The sequence below is a fragment of the Phyllobacterium sp. YR531 genome, assembly GCF_000282595.1.
GTDB lineage: Bacteria > Pseudomonadota > Alphaproteobacteria > Rhizobiales > Rhizobiaceae > Phyllobacterium.
Genome location: NZ_AKIZ01000019.1, coordinates 165689 through 185620 on the forward strand (window position 1 = coordinate 165689; position 19932 = coordinate 185620).

Genomic DNA, 19932 nt, shown 5'->3' on the forward strand with positions numbered 1-19932 from the left:
TTAGACTCCCGCAACCATGCGACCGGGATTAAGTATCCCGTTTGGATCAAACTGCTGTTTCAATCTTTTGGACAGGGCTGCCAGCGGAGCGGGCTGCGGCTCGAACACCGGCACTGCCGCGCGTACAGCCACAGAAGCACGGACCAACGTGGCATGGCCGCCGCCATATTTTGCAACGAGCGCACGCACAGCGTCTGCCTCCGGATCACCTTCCATACGCAGCCAGATGAGCCCGCCCTGCCAGTCGTAAAACGCATCAACAGCGGCCCCCATACGCAAAGAAGCCACCAACTTATAGGCCTCCATCGGAGCCATCGACACTCGCCAGACCGGCCGCTCCGTGCCGTCCGCATATGGCGCAACGTCACGAATTTCACGCCACAACTTTCTGGAAGTATCCCCAGACAGCTGCTCAATCGTGCCAGCTGTAGCAAGCAGCTTGATCAACATGGCCGTACGATCCGTGACAGATGGAGCAAATCCTTCCAAGCGTAACAATGTGGAAGCTTCACTTTGGAGTATGCCTCCAATCATCCGGCTGGCGACATTGGCGGGCAAATGTGCTGCCGACGCCACCTCACCACTTGAACCCATCGCAATCGCCATGGCACGGGTGGCTTCATCGTCCGCAAGGCCGCGCAGAATAAGTGTTGTTTCAGTCTCCGGTGCCGGCAGCACTTTGAATGTGATTTCTGTAGCGATACCAAACGTGCCCCACGAATGGGCCATGCCCTTCGATAAGTCGTAGCCAGTCACATTCTTGACGACGCGCCCGCCCGATTTGAATAGTTCACCTCTGCCGGAAACCACGCGCACGCCTAGAACATGATCTCGGGCAGAACCTGCCTTGAGACGTCGTGGACCGCACAAATTGGTAGCAAGCAGACCGCCAAGACTGCCTTGTCCGGTTGGTCTCCCAAGCAGCGGACCGTAGTCCATTGGCTCGAATTGAAATGCCTGACCATTATTCGCGAGCAATGCTTCAAGTTCTGCCACCGGTGTACCTGCTTTTGCAGCCAGCACCAGTTCATCCGGCTCATACAAAGTGACCCCGGAATAGTTTGAGAGTGCTATCGTATGCTCAGTCTGCAAAGGACGCCCAAGTTCGCGCTTTGATCCACGTCCGATGATTTCGACCGGCGCTTCTTCGGACAATGCCCATTGCACCGCCTCGACAACCTCGCTTTCCGTTGAAGGTATGAACGTTGTCATTTCAATTCCTTGAGCAAGCTTTGGCCACGAAGCGATAGCTGGTAGCCAATGTCGAGGCTTATCGTGAGACCAAGCTCCTTGAGCTTGCGCACATCTCGTTTGAATTTGAGTTTTTCGACGCCGAGCAATTTTGCAAGTTCTATTGCCGCCACGCCGGGGTGTTGAGAGATGATGCGTAAAATGTTCGCATGATAGCTCTCAATAGGCGCGGTTTTATCCCAGCGCGCAAGCGAAGTGGCTAAAGCGGCAGCTTCATCAATTGCGAGTTCTTCATTTTGCCGACTTAACCGCTCGTCGGATTCAACACCGGCCAGCTCAACTCGGAAAATTTCTCGATCCTTGCCCGTTCTCAGATCATCCATGAGCGCGGTAACGTTGTTGAAACCCGCACGCCTTACATCTTCGCCACTTATTTCAGCCAAACCGATTGACGTAACTTTCCCGACTACTATGGCACCTATCGAGGTTCGCAACCGTGTTCCCTCTTTGATTGTAGGACGCGCCCAGCTTCGGAACACCAAATCAACCTCACCGTGGGCAATACGTTCGAGAACCTTAGCCTTTAAAAGCATGGGTCAGAATCTCGGAATATCTGGAAAAGGAACCTGTCCGCGATGCACATGCATCCGACCAAGTTCAGCACAACGATGCAATTGAGGAAAAACTTTGCCGGGATTAAGCAGGTGCTTGTCATCAAAGGCGCATTTCACGCGGATTTGGTGGTTCAAATCAGTTTCGTTGAACATTTCCGGCATAAGATCACGCTTCTCAACGCCAACGCCGTGTTCACCCGTCAATACACCGCCTACCTTGACGCAAAGCCGCAATATATCCGCACCAAAGCTTTCCGCCTTGTGCAATTCGTCGGGGATATTGGCATCGTAAAGGATAAGCGGGTGCAGATTGCCATCACCGGCATGAAAGACATTGGCGACGCGCAGTCCGTATTTTTGCGAAAGCTCCCGCATTCCCGCGAGCACTTTTGGCAACTCTTTGCGCGGGATCGTACCATCCATACACAGGTAATCAGGCGAAATACGCCCAACCGCTGGGAATGCAGCCTTTCGCCCCGCCCAGAACGCCATGCGCTCCTCTTCGCTTTGCGACACGACGCAGGTTGTCGCACCATTCTTTCGGCCGATTGCCTCGACCATATTGATCAGATGATCCACCTCGACAGCAGGTCCGTCCAACTCAACGATGAGCAGTGCCTCGACATCAAGCGGATAGCCCGCGTGAACGAAGTCCTCCGCCGCATGAATGGCGGGACGGTCCATCATTTCCATACCGCCCGGAATGATTCCTGCGGCAATAACTTCCGCCACGCATTGACCAGCTTCTTCGCTCGTAGGGAACCCCACCATAAGCGCCCGTGCTGTCGTTGGCTTTTGGAGAATTCGAACAGTCACTTCGGTGACAACGCCGAGCAACCCTTCGGAGCCGGTCATGAGACCAAGAAAATCATAGCCTTCGCTATCGAGATGCTTGCCACCAAGCCTGATGACTTCACCAGTGATCAGCACCATCTCGAGACCCAGCAAATTGTTGGCCGTCAATCCGTATTTCAGGCAATGCACGCCGCCGGAGTTCTCAGCGACATTACCGCCAATCGAACAAGCGATTTGCGAGGACGGATCTGGCGCGTAGTAGAAACCTTCGTGCTCGACGGCCTTTGTGATCCCGAGATTGGTAACCCCCGGCTGCACAACAGCAACCCGGTTTGGATAGTCAATTTCGAGAATTCTGTTGAAGCGCGACATAACCAGCAATACCGCATCTTCCAGCGGCAGGGCGCCGCCTGACAGCGATGTACCTGATCCGCGCGGCACGACTTTCACGTCGTTCTCATGACAATATTTAAGGACCCGCGAAACCTGCGCTACTGTCTGCGGCAGTACCACCACGAGCGGTAATTGACGGTACGCGGTCAAAGCATCCGATTCGAACACGCGCATTTCATTGGTTGCGTCGACAACGCCTTCGCCTGGAACGATGGCTTGCAGCGCTGCAACGATAGCTGCACGGCGCGACAGGGTAGCTGTATCAGCCTCGGGCATAACAAGTCCGGACATCGTTCCTCCCAGTCACGGTCTCGGGCGTTCAATGTCGCCTTATCATGTAGTCTATAGCATCCCGATAGTCCGGATAGGCTGCGTCATGCTGTTCCAGTCTGGAATTATTACAATCATGTTTGTCAAAGCCGCAAACCATGCAAAGATTTGATTTTGAAGCAGCACTCTATGTGAGCCATGAAGACAATCGATTTCAAACATGCCCGTGGCCCCGATAAACTACGCGTCTATGCGATAGGCGACGTTCACGGCAGACTTGACCTATTGCAGGAAATGCATCGGTTAATCCACATAGAAAACCAAAAATCACCACCCTTCGATTGGATTGTGGTGCACTTGGGCGATTACGTTGACCGGGGGCTCCAGTCGCGTGGTGTCATCGATTTTCTGATTGATGGACAGCGCAAAAACCACCGAATTCTCGCCCTTACAGGCAATCACGATGCCGGTTTTCTTGATTTTCTCAATACTGGTGACACCTACGGGCTTTTTGCTCGCCACGGTGGGCGCCAGACCGCTCTTTCTTATGGTGTGAATATCGACTTCAACAATGACCAATCCATCGCATCAGGCCGCGAAGCATTGAAGAAAGCAGTACCGACTGCACATATCGATTTTATACGGCGACTGCCTCGATCAATGGTCTTCGGTGATTTTTTCTTTTGCCATGCCGGTATTCGACCCAGCGTTGACCTTGATCGACAAGACCCGGAAGATCTGATCTGGATCAGGTCAGAATTTCTGGACGACATGCGCCTGCAAGCCAAAGTCATTATCCACGGGCACACACCTGCGACCGAAGTCGAAGTGAGACCAAACCGGATCAATTTGGATACTGGAGCTTATGCGAGCGGGCGACTCAGTGCCATCATGATAGACGGCTCGAACAAGTCGTTTCTGGAAGCGACTGTCTAAAAGAAACTTTTAGCGGAAAGAGGTGCTGACGCCGTAGCCGTCACTCGACACCTTGTGTGCACCTGCATCTACAGAAAACAACCCAACGCCCATAAACAGGATCGCTGACAGCATGAAGGCAGTCAAAAGGGCGGCACTCTTGGTAGTCATTTGGGCGTTTCCATCACTAGACTTGGTCTGGCTTGCTGCCAGTTGTGATGCCCACTAAAGGACACACTCCTTACCAACTAGTGAATTGAAGACACGTTCCACATATTTGCAGGTAGTAATGCCAATTCAGAATCCACCTGTTGCAGAGCTGCAACTAAAGTCGATGCTTAGCGCTGAATTAGAGCTACCCAAGCCCGAGCGATAGCGAGGCCGACGGCGTCCGCAGTTGCGCCATCCTTGGCCACGTTACCCGCATAATTTGCCAGCCAATCCGGGTAGTTCTCAACAATCTGGTGGTGAAAAACATGCCTCCATTCTTCAACCAGATTTGTGTCGGCTTCGAAGTGGAATTGGATGCCGTATACAGCGCGTCCAATACGGAAAGCCTGATTGGGTGTCATGTCGCTTGAGGCCAGATGCACCGCCTGGTCTGGCAAGGTAAAAGTATCGCTATGCCAATGGAAAATCGGAAATTGCTCCGCTACGGTCGAAAGCACAGGGTCTGAAGCCGCATCCTCCGTGCGCCTCACTTCTTTCCAGCCGAATTCCGCAGGCTTCCCAAGAATATTTTCAGCGCCATATCCTCGAGCCACCAGCTGGCTGCCAAGACAAATGCCAAGCACAGCCTTGTCTGCATCACCAAACTCCTTGATCAATTCTGCCAGCCGCGGAAGGTAAGGATAGGCGTCGTCAGCCAAGGCGTTCTGATCGCCGCCAAGCACGACTATCGCATCGTAATCAGCGTGGGTTTCAGGCAGAGGCTCGCCAAGATAGGCTTGGCGTAAATCAACTAATGCACCCGCTTCATTCAATGCAATTCCGACTTGCCCCAAGCCGGTATCCTGATAATTCTGAACGACGAGAACCCGCATGATGCCTCTTATGTGCATTGTTCCGGTTCCCGGATAGCATGGAGAATCAACGACCGGAAGCCGTAAGATGCCCCTGCAAAATCGTGTCACACCCTTTGGCGACATAATCGCCGTAGAAAATCGCGGCTCTGTGATGGGCAATCGCGGTATTATCCATAATCCCTCCACGAAAACGCTTCTTAAAAAGCGGTGGTCATCGCGCGCATGGATTATTTGCGTTTGCCAGTTTAAGAACGTGCGCCGCAATGTGATGGCACGTCGCAGCTGGACAGAATTGTTTTTCCTTGATGAAGCAACTGCTTTGAGCGCCGGGCATAGACCGTGTTTTTATTGCCAGAGACAAAGAGCAAAAGAATTTCAGGCCGCATGGGCCGACGGCAATGGAATTGCGCTGCAATCTGCTCCCGCAATGGATGCGGTACTCCATAGTGAGCGGCTGGATAAGGATGGCCTGAAGAAATGCCATCCGATTGACGCACCCGTCACTGCTCTGCCAGACGGCACCATGCTCTCAGATCGGACGGATGCTTACCTCATCAAAGATGGCACTCCCTTTCGATGGTCGTGGGAAGGTTACACGCCAGCCAGAATCGATGCTTCAGCAGCCACCGCACTCACACCACCTTCAACTATTCGAGCGCTCAGAGCAGGATACAAACCGTTTATTGCCTAGCCTGTGTTCAAATTTTCGCATCCGCCGGCACCACTTTGCGAAAGCTCCAGCCGAGACTGGTTCCGGCGGCGGCAATCAGAATAATGGCTGATCCAAGCAGTTGGCTTGGCTGCAAGGCGTGGTTGAAGGCAAAGTAATCCACCAGAATGGCTGCAACCGGATAAATGAAAGATAGAGCGCCCGTAATGTGAGTGGGCAATCTTTGTATCGCGCTATAAAGCAGAATATACATCAAGCCGGTATGGACAACACCTATGGTGACGATACTTGTCCATTGCCATGCGGTTTGAGGCAGAGCCGAAAAATCGGCCAGCGGCGCGAGCATAACAATACCGACGCTTACCTGAATCAAAGCTATGAGATGCGGAGGTGTTCCCTTCAATTGCTTGGCGACAATAGCCGCGATTGCATAGAGAAACGCTGCTCCCAGTGCCAAAGCTATGCCCGTCATGTAGTCGCCACCATTATAGGCACCGCCGGGTTTTGCCTGTACGATCAAGAGCATTCCAGCAAATGCAAAAGCCAGCCACGCAAGCTTTGTGAGCGTTATTTTCTCCTTGAATATCAACGCCCCTAAGGCGACCAGCATGAACGGTTGAACATTATAGACGGTGGTAGCAATGGCGATTGACGCACGCGAATAGGATGCGAACAGCAGTACCCAGTTCAATACGATTGCAATGCCGCCTATCGTTGCCAGACCCAGAATCTTCAAAGATATGACATTCGGGCGAAGCAATCCCAAAGCACCGCAAATGGCCAGCAGTGTCACCGCGCCTATTGCGCAGCGCCAGAAAACAACTGAAAAAACCGGTTGGCCTGACATCAGGACAAACCAGCCGATTGTGCCTGAAATGATCATGGCAGCAGTCATTTCGAGGCTGCCTCTTGCAATATCTTTGTGCATTTCAGATCTCCAAAATCCTCTTCCCTTACACTATGCGTCATCCTTTAAGTTTGATATGATTGTAGAAGAGCAATACGCGCTATATGCCTTTTTTATGAAGGCAATAATGCAAAATCGACTTACGGAGAGAGTATGCTAGATGAACTGGATCGAACGATCATTGAAATTCTTGTCGATGATGCACGTATCTCGCTGAAGGAGCTCAGCCGGAAGGTCGGATTATCATCACCAAGCGTCTCGGAACGATTACGGCGACTGGAGGAGAAAAAGGTCATTCGCTCCTTCACGGTTGATATCGACCCACAGGCATTAGGCTACAGTCTGACTGCTATCGTACGCGTACGCCCGCTTCCGGGAATGCTCCACATCGTTGAGAAACTCATTCAGGAAACACCGGAAATTACCGAATGCGACAAGGTGACGGGCGATGATTGTTTCATCGGAAAACTACAGTTCCGCACGATGCAGCAATTGGACAGTATCCTTGACCGCTTGGCCGAAAAAGCTGAAACAAACACTGCAATTGTCAAATCTTCGCCGGTAAAACGCCGCCTGCCACCACTTGCCTGATCCCGGAGCCATGAATGCGCGCCAATTACAAGATGCAACGGCTTTACGTCACCGATGACCTGAAACAAGGCCGCCGATCAGAACTACCACCGGAAGCTGTCAATTATCTCGCCAATGTACTGCGTATGAGGGATGGCGACGAGATTCTTGTTTTCAATGGGCGGGATGGAGAATGGCGCGCCGTGTTGCGATTCGAGAGCAAGAAGAAGCTTCACCTTGAGCCAGTCGGATTGACACGCGAACAGCCGGTTACGCCTGATCTGATCTACTGCTTTGCTCCGTTGAAGCAAGGTCGACTCGACTATCTTGTGCAAAAAGCAGTTGAGATGGGCGCAGGTATTTTGCAGCCGGTCATTACACAACACACCCAGGTTGGGCGCATCGGTATCGAACGGATTGAAGCAAACGCAATAGAGGCGTCCGAGCAATGCGGCGTCCTGGCTATACCCTCCACCCGCGAGCCATTAAAGCTGGAGAAGTTGCTGGATGAGTGGGACCCGGTACGCAGGCTGATTTTTTGCGACGAGGGGCACGATACACATAATCCCCTGCCCTTGCTGCAATCTCTCCCCAAAACTCCTCTGGGCGTGATTATTGGACCTGAAGGCGGCTTTTCTGAGCAGGAGCGAAATAGCTTGCGAAAGCTGCCTTTCGTTACTGCAATTCCCCTTGGTCAACGTATTCTTCGTGCCGATACCGCAGCCGTTGCCGCCCTCGCCCTGATTCAGGCGACAATCGGAGATTGGTGAGACGCAATTTCTGTTGATCTATCCATCAGCGAAATTTGCTTGCGCTCTTATCCAAAAAATGGCCAATCACGCCCAACAATATTTTATAACGGAAAGCACCAGCCATGGCGCGAGACACCACAGACGAAACATTGATCGCCAATACTGAAGAATTGGCCGCATATCTCGCGCAAGGATCAAAGCCGGAATCAGCTTGGCGCATCGGGACGGAGCATGAAAAATTCCCGTTCTATACCGAGCACAACAGCCCGGTTCCTTACGATGGGCCTCGTGGTATTCGTGCCATTCTGGAAGGCATGCAATCAAAGCTCGGCTGGGAGCCAATCGTCGACGAAGGCAATATAATCGGACTTGTTGAGCCAACTGGCCAAGGCGCGATTTCGCTTGAACCGGGTGGCCAATTCGAACTATCCGGCGCACCGCTTCTTTCCATTCATCAGACCTGCCGTGAATCCAATGCTCATTTGGCTCAGGTGAGGGAAATTGCCGAACCACTCGGCATCCGCTTTCTCGGCCTCGGAGGCAGCCCGAAATGGACGCTTGCTGAAACCCCTCGCATGCCCAAGTCACGCTACAACATCATGTCGAACTACATGCCAAAGGTCGGCAAAGACGGCCTGAACATGATGTATCGCACCTGCACCATTCAGGTGAATCTGGACTTTTCTTCCGAAACCGATATGCGCCGAAAGATGCAGGTTTCCGTCAAGCTGCAATCCATTGCGACTGCGCTCTTTGCAATGTCGCCTTTCACGGAAGGCAAGCTGAACGGGCTGCTGTCGTGGCGCTCGGAAATCTGGCGCGATACAGACAATAATCGTTCCGGGGTTCTGCCCTTCATTTTCAATGAAAATTTTGGCTTTGCAGATTATGTCGAGTGGGCTCTGGATGTTCCGATGTACTTTGTCATGCGTAACGGGCGTTATCATGATTGCACGCATGTGACATTCCGCCAGTTCATGAATGGCGCATTGAAAGACTCCATTCCTGAGAGCACCCCCAATATGGGTGACTGGACCAATCATCTTTCAACTTTGTTCCCGGAAGTTCGCCTGAAGCGGTTTCTTGAAATGCGCGGTGCCGATGGCGGACCTTGGCGCCGCATTTGCGCCCTTCCCGCATTCTGGGTAGGCCTGCTTTATGATGGCGAAGCGCTCAATGCTGCCGAAGCACTGACGCGTGACTGGACCTACCAAGAGGTTCAGACACTTCGCGATGAGGTTCCTGCCAAGGGCTTGCAAGCCAAATTGCGTAATCGTTCTGTTCACGAAATTTCGCGAGAGGTGTTGGCGATTTCAAAGCTCGGGCTCAAAAATCGCGCAATGCTCAATGGCGAAGGCTTTGACGAGACTCACTATCTCTCATCACTGGAAGAGGTCGTTGCGCGCGGTACAACATCGGCAGAACAGATGCTCTCCCAATACAATACCGCTTGGGGAAGCTCCGTCGAACCGGCTTTTCTGGAATACGCCTACTAAACATTGCGGAGGGTTTCCGATGACCAAGACCATTTTGATTACGGGTGCGAGCCGCGGAATAGGTCGTTCAGCCGCCATTCTCGCTGGTCATAAGGGTTGGTCGGTCGGCGTTAATTATGTGGGCAACAAGGCTGCTGCCGACGAGGTTGTGAAGGCAGTCATTGCGGCAGGTGGCAAAGCCAAAGCAATTCAGGGCGATGTCGCAGTGGAAGCGGATGTCGTTTCCATGTTTGAGCAAACGAAAGAACTTGGCGCGCTTGATGGCGTTGTCGTTAATGCGGGCATTGTAGCTCCAGCATCAAAACTCATGGATATGGACGCCGATCGTATGCGCCGCGTCTTTGACGTCAATGTTCTTGGGGCCTATCTGTGCGCCCGTGAAGCAGTCCGTTATCTCGCCCGCTCACGCGGCGGCAATGGTGGCTCGATCGTGCTTTTGTCTTCCGCGGCAGCACGCATCGGTGGCCCCTTCGAGTATGTGGATTATGCCGGATCAAAAGGCGCAATGGATAGTCTCACACTTGGTCTTGCGAAAGAGACGGGAGCCGAAAGCATCCGCGTCAACGCCGTGCGACCAGGATTGATCGAAACCGATATTCACGCCAGTGGCGGGCAACCGGACAGGGCTCAACGGCTTGGCGTTACCGCGCCGCTGGGCAGGGCTGGAACAGCCGACGAAGTTGGACAATCCATCGTCTGGCTGCTTGATGACGCTTCGTCTTATGTGACTGGCGCTTTGCTTGATGTGACTGGAGGCCGCTAAACGTTCATATCCTGATAATTAGGACTCCCGTTGTGCTCTATATGTGTTATGCGGGGCAATCTCATTTCAGGCGGATTTCCGAACCATGGCAAAACATAAAGCGCTGTCCGAAGCCTTCATTCCTGAGCTTCCAAATTATTACAAAGGCAAGGTTCGCGAGAATTATGATCTTGCTGATGGCACGCGCATTATCATTGCCACGGATCGTATCAGTGCCTTCGACCGGATTCTGGCGTCAATTCCGCTGAAAGGTCAGGTTCTGACACAAACTGCGCGGTTCCAGTTTGAACAGACGCAGGATATATGCCCCAATCACGTTATCGAATACCCCGACCCAAACGTTCTGCTATGCCGCAAACTTACGATTCTGCCTGTAGAAATTATTGTGCGCGGTTATCTCGCCGGAACCACCGGCACTTCAATCTTGACATTATACAAGGCGGGCAAACGCCAAATGTATGGCTTCACGCTCCCCGACGGCATGTTGGACAATGAAAAACTTCCCCAGCCAATCATTACACCAACCTCCAAAGCATTTGATGGCGGTCATGATGAGCCTTTGACTGCTGAGGATATTCTGGAGCAAAAACTGCTGACTAAAGAGCAATGGGAGACCATTTCAACCTATGCTTTGAAGCTTTTTGCCCGTGGTCAAGAAATTGCAGCCAGCCGTGGCCTCATCCTTGCTGATACGAAATACGAATTCGGTACCGACGAAGCAGGAAATATCGTTCTTGCCGATGAAATCCATACGCCGGACTCCAGCCGTTACTGGTTTGCCGATAGCTATGAGGCCGGGAAGCGACCTGTCAGTTTTGACAAGGATTTCGTGCGCAATTGGGTTGTCGAACGCTGTGATCCCTATAAGGACGATATTCCGGAAATTCCGGCAGATGTGATCGACGCAACAACCAACGTTTATATTCAGGCGTATGAGAAAATCACGGATCGTAAGTTTGAAGCCGGTGATGCCGCGCTTGATCCGTTGCAGCGCATAAGAGAAAATCTGAAGCGTTTCTTTTAGGCATATAAATCAGTTGATGTTCGCATTACTACGGCGGTAGTCTTCCTCAACAATCAGTGTGAGGGAGGAACTGCGTTATGAATCTCGTAGATATGTTTCTAAAGGGTCAGGGCGGCCAGAACATTGAAGCCCTGTCCCGGCAGTTCAATCTTTCCCAGCAACAAACGCTCGCTGCTATCGAAGCTTTGATGCCCGCATTCTCGCAAGGATTACAGCGCAATACCGCTGACCCCATGGGAATGGGCGCTTTCGTACAGGCGCTTTCATCAGGCCAGCACGTCAACTATTTCGACAATCCTGCCGCAGCATTCAATCCTTCCGGTATAGCTGACGGCAATAATATTCTCGGTCATCTGTTTGGCTCAAAGGACTTGTCGCGAGCAGTTGCCGACCACGCCGCCGCTACAACAGGACTGGCAACGGCAACACTGAAAGAGATGCTACCCGTTATTGCATCAATGTTGATGGGTGGACTTTACAAAAAATCCACGGGTCAGTTCGCTGCATCGGGACTTGGTGGAGGAAACGTCATCGGCGATCTAATCGAGCAAATGATGCGTCAAGGTGGCGGGGCTGGCAGTGGACAAACCACTGGCAACCAGCAAACTGCTCCAAGTAGCAATCCATGGGGGCAGATTCTTGAAGGAATGTTGGGTGGCGGTCAGCAGTCCCAAGGTCAAGGTGGGTCAGGCGGCAACAATCCGCTTGGGCAAATCTTCGAGGAAATGATGCGGGGCGGATTTCCCGGCAGCGCTTCAACACAAGCTCCGGGGGGCACCAAGGCACCTCAAGATGCCGGGCAAAATCCGTTCGGCGATAATCCACTCGGCAAAATATTTGAAGAGATGCTCCGCGGCGGCACTCAAAAGCGATCAGCTCCGCAACCTGAGCCAGAATCAGAACCGGAAGCCGCTGCGCCCCCTCCTTCCGATAATCCCCTGAAGGATATTCTGGGACAAATGTTCGATACCGGTCGCAAGACCAACGAGCAGTATCAGAAGGGCATGGAATCCATTTTTGATCAGTACAAGCGCGGAATGGACCGGCTTCGTTAGAAAAGAAAAAGCCCGGCCAGATTGCATATGCAACTGGGCCGGGCAGGAGGCAGGCGGAGCGCCGGGAGGGGATTCCGGCGTGAATGGGCGCCTGCTAAACTCTCAAATAGTCAAACCAGATCAACGGGTTGCAGCGCGAACGCGTGAGCGTACATCTGCTAGCGCTCCAAGCCGCTCGCTTGGATCGTCCAATAGTGACGTACCAATGGCCGAATGAAGGTCTGCGCGTGTGACACCAATGTCATGCAGCATTTCATCATTCCATTCGCCAAGGGTCAAAATCGTTTTACGGTTCCGACGGGCAACAATCATTCGGTTGACAAAGCTGACAGCCAGCGACGCAAACGATGCGATCGTGCCGGTGAACCCAGTTACTTCAGTCATTCTCGTTGTTGTTGTCATCGCCCGCACTCCTTTTGAACGGCAGCGATCAGAAGTTGAATCGCGCGAAAACCATTTTTCACGCATCACACTAAATGCCCGAAGACATCAGCGTTTCCTGAACATCCTTAGAATGATACAGAAGGATTGATTATTCAAACGAATGTTTTTAATGTAAACGTTCAATAATAATGATGAGTCATCAACTTTGGGAACCCGCCATGAGCGCACCTCTTGATCTCGATCAATTGCAGACATTCACCGCTATTGCTGATCTGGGAAGTTTCACAAGAGCAGCGGATAAGGTCAACAAGACACAATCTGCCGTTTCCATGCAGATGCGCCGATTGGAAGAGCGTGTTTCAAAAGCGCTGTTCGAGCGTGATGGCAGAACCAACCGTCTGACAGAGGATGGCGAGCGGCTGCTGGCCTATGCCCGGCGAATGCTGCAGTTGAACAATGAGACCATCGCAGCATTTGACGATGCGCAACTGCAAGGCCATATCCGGATCGGAACGCCGGATGATTACGCTGATCGCTTTTTGCCCGAGATCATGGCGCGGTTCTCGCGCTCAAATCCGCGCGTTGAGCTATCGGTCGTTTGTGAGCCAACGGTCAATCTTGATGAAATGATCCGAAAAGGGCAGCTGGATATTGCCTTGGTGACACAATGCGATGAACAGCGTCGCTCAGAAGTGGTGCGTAGTGAGCAGCTTCTCTGGGTGACTTCGGCAAACCATAATGTTCACGAAGAAGTTGTGCTGCCACTTGCGGTTGGCCGTCCCACCTGCATATGGCGCGCGGCGGCTGTCGATGTGCTGGACTCAATGCATCACGACTACCGCATCCTGTTTACCAGCTGGTCTGCCACGGTTCTTGCCGCAGCAGTTCTGGCAGGACTTGCCGTATCAATTTTGCCGGAATGCGCATTGCGTCCGGGCATGCGGGTTCTAACTGAAGCCGATGGATTTGGCCGCCTGCCCGAATTTGGCATCGGCATTATGCGTGGCCATACCAAGCCCTCCGCAATTGTAGATGCCCTGGTACAGCACATCGTCGAAAGCCTCGACAACCTGTCCATGCCAACCCCCGTCAGCATGACACAGGCTGCCGTTCCGGTGCCGATTAACCAGCGTTTGCGGCAGGTCCGTTCAACGGAACTGGTGCCTGGTTGGTAATCATAACCCGCCCTGCCAGACTTTGATGGCATCCAGCGGATAGAGCAGCATGACAATGTTGAGGGTGAGGTTATCACGGATGACCCACCCTGCCAGCAACTCGAATATGATCGCGATAACAATGGTCAACCACACAGGGGCACGGGCAGCAAAGAAGAAGCCCAGTACCATGAAAACAATGTCGCTGACTGAATTCAGAACGCTATCGCCGACATAACCGAGCGCAATGGTAGCCTCACGGTAGCGGTTGATAACCCTCTCGGTATTTTCAAAGATTTCCCAGGCCGCCTCCACGAAAATAGCGCCGAGGAGACGCTGGCCTATTGGTCGCTTGCGTGCTGCCAGCCAGAGAATTCCATAGAACAAAAAGCCATGGATAATGTGCGAAAGCGTGTACCAATCGGCAATATGCTGCGAGTTATCGGAGGAATTTGTATCGCTAACCCATAATTTTACAGTACCGCAAGTGCATATGGGATTTCGCCCCATGAGTAGGAGAATCACCGCCGCCGCCGCGATCATGAGAGCGCCCAAAAGCAGATAATGGCGTAAAGTCAGGCGTTTTTTCTGTATATCCGCAACCGCAGGCATGTTGTGTTCCCTCTTTCCCCTATACATTCCTCCATAGGCGTTATTCGTCTGCCGATAAGAATGCAATCGGAGATTATGGAAGGTTGATTTCCACAGTCATCCCGATAGGAATGGAACATGACTGAAAAGCTCGAAACCGCATCCAATGTTGCCGAATATACCGTATCGGAAATTTCCGGGGCGCTGAAACGCACCGTTGAAGATACATTTGGGCATGTTCGGGTTCGCGGCGAGATTTCCGGTTATCGAGGGCCTCATTCATCCGGCCATGCTTATTTTTCGCTGAAGGATGACAAGGCCCGAATTGAAGCGGTGATATGGCGCGGTTCCATGAGCCGTATTCGCTTTCAGCCTGAAGAAGGTATGGAGGTTATCGCCACCGGCAAATTGACCACCTATCCGGGCTCCTCCAAATACCAGATCGTTATCGAGCAGATGGAACCGGCAGGTGCCGGTGCACTGATGGCGCTGCTGGAAGAACGCAAGCGCAAGCTTGGTGCGGAAGGACTTTTCGACAGCTCGGCCAAACAGCTTCTTCCCTATATGCCGCGCATTATCGGCGTGGTTACTTCGCCCACCGGAGCGGTCATTCGCGATATTATTCACCGTATTACCGACCGGTTTCCGTTGCATGTTCTCGTATGGCCGGTGCGCGTACAAGGTGAGGCATCGGGCAATGAGGTTGCCAATGCAGTCAATGGTTTCAATGACTTGGCAAATAACAGCCTGTTTCCGCAGCCTGACGTTCTGATCGTTGCACGCGGCGGCGGTAGCCTTGAAGACCTGTGGGGTTTCAATGATGAAGTCGTGGTGCGGGCAGTTGCAGCTTCGCATATTCCGGTCATTTCGGCTGTAGGTCATGAGACAGACTGGACACTGATCGATCTGGCTGCAGACGTGCGCGCTCCAACTCCCACGGGCGCGGCAGAGATGGCTGTGCCGGTGAAAGCTGATCTTCTGGCACATCTGGCAACGCTCGGCGCAAGGCTGTCATCGGGCATGTCGCGCTATCTCGATCGCCGCAGGCAGGCGCAACGGGCACTCGCACGCGCCCTGCCCTCGGCCGACCAATTGCTGGCATTGCCACGGCGCCATTTCGATGAAACTGCTGCCCGGCTTGGTCGAGCGCTGCAAGCCAACACGCAGAAGAAACGCGGCGAATTCGATGGTGCGGCACGGCAGTTGTCGCCCAGGCTTCTCGAGCAGCGTTTTCGCGAAAAGCGACGCGAAATCAGTGTGTTGGCCGCCCGTCTGCCGCGTGGTTTACAGGTCTATGTTCGCGACCGGAGAGCAAATTTTGACAGGCGTGCGGGGCGACTTTCAATTGAACAAACGGCACGCTTGGCGGAACGCGGCAGGCAACATCTGCAACAACTCGACCGGCGTCAAACACAAGCCATAACGCTGCTGCTGGATCGCGCAAAACGCCGCAGTGGAGAGCTTGAACGCCTCATGAACACCCTCTCCCACACGAGCGTTCTGGAACGGGGTTTTGCAATCGTTCTTGACCCTTCAGGCACGCCGATCAAGCGCGCGGCTTATATTGCTGCGGGCGATAATCTGACCCTTGAATTCCAGGATGGAAAGATTCAAGCGCTGGCAAAAGATGGCGATGCAGCACCACCACAGCTCAAAACAGAGCGGCCTGCCATTACCAAAAAATCACCTGTTACAGGTGGTTCACAGGGCTCGCTTTTCTAGCCTACTCGCGTCGACACAACCATTTTTCACGCAACGATTGCAATTTCACTAGCAAAAATCAGGAATTTGCTCGCAAAACCGGCGTTTCTTGTATGAAACGTGGTTCATTCGGCGCGAACGCTCTCTACGAACCATCTGCTATTGCACCAACAACATCTTTCACCGGTTCGACGGTTTCTTATTCGCAAATAGCGCAGCTTATAAAAGTCAGTTTTCATTCGCGGGTCCATGCAGGACTGTTCAATTCAATCAATGATTGTGACCAGTCGTCAATGAAACGCTGGCGTTGTGCCCTGTCCTGTACGGCCAGCAAGGCAGGTCCAATCCGGATCGGCTGAGCGATACCCGATTGCTTCAAATTCTGCGGACCATCCACATCGGGTGGCAGGCTGCCGGTCTCGGTGAAATAAAATGCGTTGGTTTTCGCAACTGACTGCCCCTGTTCGGAAAGTAGATAATCCAGAAACCTTGCAGCAAGATCGGCACGTCGGGCACCCTTGGGAATAAGCGCTCCGCGACTCAACACCAGTGTGTAATCACGCGGAACAACAACTTTTAATTGCGGATAGCGGCGCGCCGCCTCATAGGCGTAAGACCCGAGCATATTATATCCGATATAGAGGTTTCCCTTGGCAACCTCCTCGAGAATTTCGCCGGTACAACAACGGGCAACTGCTGAGGCGCGCGCCATGCCTTCCAGCAGGCGGCCGAACACCGCTGTCGTCTGGCGGGCATCATTGAAAGCGAGCAGATATCCAATTCCGGACAGGCGAATATCATAAGTCCCGACGCGGCCTCGATAGGTGTCGAGTTTTTCACGCAGAAGATCGGCAAGCTCGACATGGGTGCGCGGCACATCCGCAGGCTCCACTTTGTCATTGTTATAGACAAAAACTGCAGGCTCATAGGTGAAGCCAAAAACCTCATCGCGCCAGTTTGCCCACTCGGCCACACGAGCAGTCTCGGGTGAGGTATGGGCGGTGGCGCAGCCATCATTGGCCAGTTTGACAAGCTGGTCGACGGATGAGGAAAGCAGCAGATCACCCAGCGGTTTCTGCTCACGGCAAGCTTCTGCTGCAAGAGCATTGAGTTCATTCGTAAGGTATTCAGTATAGTCGACAGAGACATCCGGCCAGATGGTCTGAAAGTCCAGGATCAACGGCTTCATTGCCGCAAGGTCGGTTGTCGAATAGATCGTCAGTCTGCCCGTTTCGGGCTGCTGTGCAGGAAAGCGCGTCGTGTTATCCACAGCGAATGATGGCGTTGCCAACAACATTCCTGTCAATGAGATAAGCAGGCGCCTGATCAAATACTTTCTCCTTCCATCTCTCATATAGTCCTATGCCATTTCACCGCTTATGAGGACAGTAACTTTAGCCCGTAAAATAGGCACTTGACGCAAGCAGCCACTTGCATCCTTAATACGCGAATATTGTAAGAACTATTTTTTGTTTTGGGGAATTTTATTATGCCTTTTGACGCCACCGATGCGGCTATTTCCGCATGCCACAACCGCCTTCCCGTTTTCCGCAAATTTCTGAAGAGTTCGGCATGTATCACACTCATCCTCGTTGCGACAGGTGCCACGGCACTGGCAGACGGGAAGTATCATAATGCTGATGGCAGCAGGACCGATGATCTTGAGGCAGCCGCAGCCACTTGGCGTAACCCGGAATTTTTGAAAGATCACGCATTGGCAGGCGTCAAAGCGGAATACGCTTATGCCTATGGCATCACAGGCAAGGGCGTAAAAATTGGTGCTGTCGATTCCGGTGTTCTGACAAGCCATCCGCAACTTGCTGGCAAAATTACTTCACTGACCGTTCAGGGCACATATGGCGCGGATGGGGACAGGTATGAAGGTGCCAACACAGGCAAATGGGCTTGGAAAAAAGGCGATACGTTTTCGGTTTCGGGAGACTATGATCCACTGATCAATGACAGCCATGGTACCGCAGCGGCAGGTGAAATGGTCGGGCTTCGCGACGGCAAAGAGATGCATGGAATTGCGTTCGATGCGCATCTTTATTCAGTCAACACAGGCGGCACTGACTCCACGCTAACGGGCCCATCCGTAGACTATGAATATTTCAAGGAGGCTTATGCTGCAGCATCGCGCAATGGGGCCCGCGCGGTCAATTCGAGCTGGGGGCAAACTCCTATAATTATAGGAAACTACTATACTGTAGGTGAAATGGTACAATCATATTCTCATTTCCTGAACAAGAAGACTTACGCTGATTCAGTTGCCGAAGTCTCCCAGCAATATGGAACAATCCAAATTTGGGCGAATGGAAATGCCGGGCAGAACAATCCTGGCACGGTAGTAACCTTACCCTATTTCCGCCCGGAAATTGAAAAATACTGGGTGGGCGTCACAGGCGTCAATAAGGATGGACATTCTGAATATGATCGTTGTGGTGTCGCCAAGTACTGGTGTATTGGCGGCCCTACTGTCGACATTTACAGCACATCGGTTGGGCGAAACGGCGGTGACTATGATTTTGGCCATGGCGCACCAAGCGACACAATATCAGCAACTTATACCCCCACCTATAATGGCACCTCAGCGGCCGCCCCGAATGTGACTGCATCGTTTGCGCTGGTTGCTCAGCGGTTCCCTTATCTGGGCAATTCTCAACTACGCGATGTCATGTTCACGACAGCGACACATCTCACGGACGCCAGAGTAAAAAACGACAACGCTGATGTACCCAATGAGACCTTCGGCTGGGGCAGACCGAACATGCAAAGCGCCATGCTGGGCCCTGCGCAGTTTATGGATCGTTTTGTTGTTGATCTCTCGAAGGATGCCGTTGTTAAGGGTCATGCGAATGGCACCGATATCTGGTCCAACGATATTTCTGACACGGCTTTGAAGGCCCGCAAGGCGGAGGAGGCCAAGGAGGTTGAGGACTGGAAAGCCAAAAAGCAGGCCAAGGGTTGGGACAAAAAATTTACGACTGTGGAAGCGCAAAAGGAGGTAGGCATTCTACGCCAGGAATTAAGCAGTCTTCTACAGTCTTTGGAAACAGCGATCAAGAAGCAAGACTTTGCTTCCGAACTGGACGCGGTGAAAAAGAATCCACTTGCGAGTAAGGTGTGGTCACGCGTGGTAGCCAGTGCTCAATATGGCCCCTACCTTGAGTTATATGGCACCAACCCGCGTTATAAATTTGTTGCTGCTGGTGTTGCCACTGATCTTGGGAATTTTCTGAAAGCTGCAGATATCGTTGTCGCTGCAGATATAACTGCAGCAAAGGAAACTCTATTGGCCGAATATAACGGTACAGAGGTACGAACAAAATACCTCACTGCCAAACTCGCCGATCCCACTTCTTACGATGGTGGGTTGACGAAAACAGGCAGTGGCCAGCTGACATTGACCGGGGACAGCACCTATTCAGGCGATACGATTGTCGATGGCGGGGAACTTGTGATCGGCAGGGAAGGGTCGATTACCTCAGCGTCGATTGTCAATGATACCGGGCTGTTTACGGTGGAGGGCATTGCGGCTGCCGCGACTGTCAACAAGGGTGGGCGTCTGAACGTTGCTGTTGGCGGAACAGCGGGCGATACATCGGTTAGCGGCGGCTGGGCCGCAATCAATGGCACGAGCGGCGCGACGAGTGTCAGCGAGG

20 protein-coding genes are annotated in these 19932 nt (G+C 52.6%); 11 read left to right on the plus strand and 9 right to left on the minus strand.

What is annotated here, in order from left to right; translation table 11 throughout:
- From PMI41_RS13220 to PMI41_RS13230, 3 genes are read right to left on the minus strand one after another with little or no spacing between them, the layout of a single operon-like run.
- Positions 1–1212, minus strand: coding sequence for an FAD-binding protein (locus PMI41_RS13220; protein WP_008125537.1), 1212 nt, complete (start codon positions 1210–1212; stop codon positions 1–3).
- Complete coding sequence (locus PMI41_RS13225; protein WP_008125539.1) at positions 1209–1784, minus strand: hypothetical protein; 576 nt, start codon at positions 1782–1784, stop codon at positions 1209–1211. The genes PMI41_RS13220 and PMI41_RS13225 overlap by 4 nt, the downstream gene beginning before the upstream one ends.
- A 3-nt stretch (positions 1785–1787) precedes the next feature.
- Positions 1788–3284, minus strand: a complete 1497-nt coding sequence (locus PMI41_RS13230; RefSeq protein WP_008125540.1) for an FAD-linked oxidase C-terminal domain-containing protein — start codon at positions 3282–3284, stop codon at positions 1788–1790.
- 177 nt (positions 3285–3461) lie between these two features.
- On the opposite strand from PMI41_RS13230, the gene PMI41_RS13235 reads away from it, so the two are divergent.
- Positions 3462–4199 carry a metallophosphoesterase family protein gene (locus tag PMI41_RS13235; protein ID WP_008125543.1) on the plus strand — a complete coding sequence of 246 codons (738 nt, stop codon included), beginning with the start codon at positions 3462–3464 and terminating at the stop codon, positions 4197–4199.
- 9 nt (positions 4200–4208) lie between these two features.
- Here the strand turns inward: PMI41_RS13235 and PMI41_RS25255 are convergent, their stop codons facing one another.
- Entirely contained in the window at positions 4209–4349 is a 141-nt protein-coding gene (locus tag PMI41_RS25255) for a hypothetical protein (protein ID WP_008125545.1), read from the minus strand.
- A gap of 167 nt (positions 4350–4516) precedes the next feature.
- The gene (locus tag PMI41_RS13240; RefSeq protein WP_008125546.1) at positions 4517–5221 is read right to left on the minus strand and encodes a type 1 glutamine amidotransferase; all 705 of its coding nucleotides are present in this window, start codon (positions 5219–5221) and stop codon (positions 4517–4519) included.
- A gap of 67 nt (positions 5222–5288) precedes the next feature.
- Between PMI41_RS13240 and PMI41_RS13245 the strand changes: the two genes are divergently transcribed.
- The gene (locus tag PMI41_RS13245) at positions 5289–5894 is read left to right on the plus strand and encodes a hypothetical protein (protein WP_008125549.1); all 606 of its coding nucleotides are present in this window, start codon (positions 5289–5291) and stop codon (positions 5892–5894) included.
- 7 nt (positions 5895–5901) lie between these two features.
- On the opposite strand, the gene PMI41_RS13250 is transcribed toward PMI41_RS13245, so the two are convergent.
- Positions 5902–6801 carry a DMT family transporter gene (locus tag PMI41_RS13250; RefSeq protein ID WP_008125551.1) on the minus strand — a complete coding sequence of 300 codons (900 nt, stop codon included), beginning with the start codon at positions 6799–6801 and terminating at the stop codon, positions 5902–5904.
- 132 nt (positions 6802–6933) lie between these two features.
- On the opposite strand from PMI41_RS13250, the gene PMI41_RS13255 reads away from it, so the two are divergent.
- From PMI41_RS13255 to PMI41_RS13280, 6 genes are all read left to right on the plus strand, one after another.
- Positions 6934–7371, plus strand: a complete 438-nt coding sequence (locus PMI41_RS13255) for an Lrp/AsnC family transcriptional regulator (RefSeq protein ID WP_008125554.1) — start codon at positions 6934–6936, stop codon at positions 7369–7371.
- 14 nt (positions 7372–7385) lie between these two features.
- The gene (locus PMI41_RS13260) at positions 7386–8120 is read left to right on the plus strand and encodes a 16S rRNA (uracil(1498)-N(3))-methyltransferase (protein ID WP_008125556.1); all 735 of its coding nucleotides are present in this window, start codon (positions 7386–7388) and stop codon (positions 8118–8120) included.
- Positions 8121–8224: 104 nt separating this feature from the next.
- On the plus strand, positions 8225–9598 hold the full coding sequence (locus tag PMI41_RS13265; protein WP_008125557.1) for a glutamate--cysteine ligase: 1374 nt from the start codon (positions 8225–8227) through the stop codon (positions 9596–9598).
- Positions 9599–9617: 19 nt separating this feature from the next.
- Positions 9618–10361 carry an SDR family oxidoreductase gene (locus PMI41_RS13270; protein ID WP_008125558.1) on the plus strand — a complete coding sequence of 248 codons (744 nt, stop codon included), beginning with the start codon at positions 9618–9620 and terminating at the stop codon, positions 10359–10361.
- An 85-nt stretch (positions 10362–10446) separates the two neighbouring features.
- On the plus strand, positions 10447–11385 hold the full coding sequence (locus PMI41_RS13275) for a phosphoribosylaminoimidazolesuccinocarboxamide synthase (RefSeq protein ID WP_008125559.1): 939 nt from the start codon (positions 10447–10449) through the stop codon (positions 11383–11385).
- Between the two features lie 77 nt (positions 11386–11462).
- On the plus strand, positions 11463–12440 hold the full coding sequence (locus PMI41_RS13280; RefSeq protein WP_008125560.1) for a DUF937 domain-containing protein: 978 nt from the start codon (positions 11463–11465) through the stop codon (positions 12438–12440).
- Positions 12441–12560: 120 nt separating this feature from the next.
- On the opposite strand, the gene PMI41_RS13285 is transcribed toward PMI41_RS13280, so the two are convergent.
- Positions 12561–12842, minus strand: a complete 282-nt coding sequence (locus PMI41_RS13285) for a DUF1127 domain-containing protein (RefSeq protein ID WP_008125561.1) — start codon at positions 12840–12842, stop codon at positions 12561–12563.
- A 200-nt stretch (positions 12843–13042) separates the two neighbouring features.
- Here PMI41_RS13285 and PMI41_RS13290 point away from each other — a divergent pair, with 200 nt between their 5' ends.
- A complete protein-coding gene (locus tag PMI41_RS13290) occupies positions 13043–13999 on the plus strand; it encodes a LysR substrate-binding domain-containing protein (RefSeq protein WP_008125562.1) in 957 nt (318 codons plus the stop codon).
- On the opposite strand, the gene PMI41_RS13295 is transcribed toward PMI41_RS13290, so the two are convergent.
- The gene (locus tag PMI41_RS13295; RefSeq protein WP_008125564.1) at positions 14000–14590 is read right to left on the minus strand and encodes a DUF2585 domain-containing protein; all 591 of its coding nucleotides are present in this window, start codon (positions 14588–14590) and stop codon (positions 14000–14002) included.
- A 117-nt stretch (positions 14591–14707) separates the two neighbouring features.
- Here PMI41_RS13295 and xseA point away from each other — a divergent pair, with 117 nt between their 5' ends.
- The gene (gene xseA / locus PMI41_RS13300) at positions 14708–16291 is read left to right on the plus strand and encodes an exodeoxyribonuclease VII large subunit (RefSeq protein WP_008125566.1); all 1584 of its coding nucleotides are present in this window, start codon (positions 14708–14710) and stop codon (positions 16289–16291) included.
- 214 nt (positions 16292–16505) lie between these two features.
- Here the strand turns inward: xseA and PMI41_RS13305 are convergent, their stop codons facing one another.
- The gene (locus PMI41_RS13305) at positions 16506–17600 is read right to left on the minus strand and encodes an ABC transporter substrate-binding protein (RefSeq protein ID WP_008125568.1); all 1095 of its coding nucleotides are present in this window, start codon (positions 17598–17600) and stop codon (positions 16506–16508) included.
- Positions 17601–17759: 159 nt separating this feature from the next.
- Here PMI41_RS13305 and PMI41_RS25435 point away from each other — a divergent pair.
- Positions 17760–19932, plus strand: a 2173-nt coding sequence (locus PMI41_RS25435; protein ID WP_008125570.1) for a S8 family serine peptidase, incomplete at its 3' end; no start/stop codon positions are given.

Excerpts from the sequence above, each read along its gene's own strand:
- PMI41_RS13275 (WP_008125559.1), top strand. The coding sequence starts at position 10,447 with ATGGCAAAACATAAAGCGCTGTCCGAAGCCTTCATTCCTGAGCTTCCA.
- PMI41_RS13250 (WP_008125551.1), bottom strand. The coding sequence starts at position 6,801 with ATGCACAAAGATATTGCAAGAGGCAGCCTCGAAATGACTGCTGCCATG.
- PMI41_RS13290 (WP_008125562.1), top strand. The coding sequence starts at position 13,043 with ATGAGCGCACCTCTTGATCTCGATCAATTGCAGACATTCACCGCTATT.
- PMI41_RS13255 (WP_008125554.1), top strand. The coding sequence starts at position 6,934 with ATGCTAGATGAACTGGATCGAACGATCATTGAAATTCTTGTCGATGAT.
- PMI41_RS13235 (WP_008125543.1), top strand. The coding sequence starts at position 3,462 with ATGAAGACAATCGATTTCAAACATGCCCGTGGCCCCGATAAACTACGC.
- xseA (WP_008125566.1), top strand. The coding sequence starts at position 14,708 with ATGACTGAAAAGCTCGAAACCGCATCCAATGTTGCCGAATATACCGTA.
- PMI41_RS13225 (WP_008125539.1), bottom strand. The coding sequence starts at position 1,784 with ATGCTTTTAAAGGCTAAGGTTCTCGAACGTATTGCCCACGGTGAGGTT.
- PMI41_RS13265 (WP_008125557.1), top strand. The coding sequence starts at position 8,225 with ATGGCGCGAGACACCACAGACGAAACATTGATCGCCAATACTGAAGAA.
- PMI41_RS13285 (WP_008125561.1), bottom strand. The coding sequence starts at position 12,842 with ATGACAACAACAACGAGAATGACTGAAGTAACTGGGTTCACCGGCACG.
- PMI41_RS13280 (WP_008125560.1), top strand. The coding sequence starts at position 11,463 with ATGAATCTCGTAGATATGTTTCTAAAGGGTCAGGGCGGCCAGAACATT.
- PMI41_RS13245 (WP_008125549.1), top strand. The coding sequence starts at position 5,289 with ATGCCCCTGCAAAATCGTGTCACACCCTTTGGCGACATAATCGCCGTA.
- PMI41_RS13230 (WP_008125540.1), bottom strand. The coding sequence starts at position 3,284 with ATGTCCGGACTTGTTATGCCCGAGGCTGATACAGCTACCCTGTCGCGC.
- PMI41_RS13240 (WP_008125546.1), bottom strand. The coding sequence starts at position 5,221 with ATGCGGGTTCTCGTCGTTCAGAATTATCAGGATACCGGCTTGGGGCAA.
- PMI41_RS13270 (WP_008125558.1), top strand. The coding sequence starts at position 9,618 with ATGACCAAGACCATTTTGATTACGGGTGCGAGCCGCGGAATAGGTCGT.
- PMI41_RS13260 (WP_008125556.1), top strand. The coding sequence starts at position 7,386 with ATGCGCGCCAATTACAAGATGCAACGGCTTTACGTCACCGATGACCTG.
- PMI41_RS13295 (WP_008125564.1), bottom strand. The coding sequence starts at position 14,590 with ATGCCTGCGGTTGCGGATATACAGAAAAAACGCCTGACTTTACGCCAT.
- PMI41_RS13220 (WP_008125537.1), bottom strand. The coding sequence starts at position 1,212 with ATGACAACGTTCATACCTTCAACGGAAAGCGAGGTTGTCGAGGCGGTG.
- PMI41_RS25255 (WP_008125545.1), bottom strand. The coding sequence starts at position 4,349 with ATGACTACCAAGAGTGCCGCCCTTTTGACTGCCTTCATGCTGTCAGCG.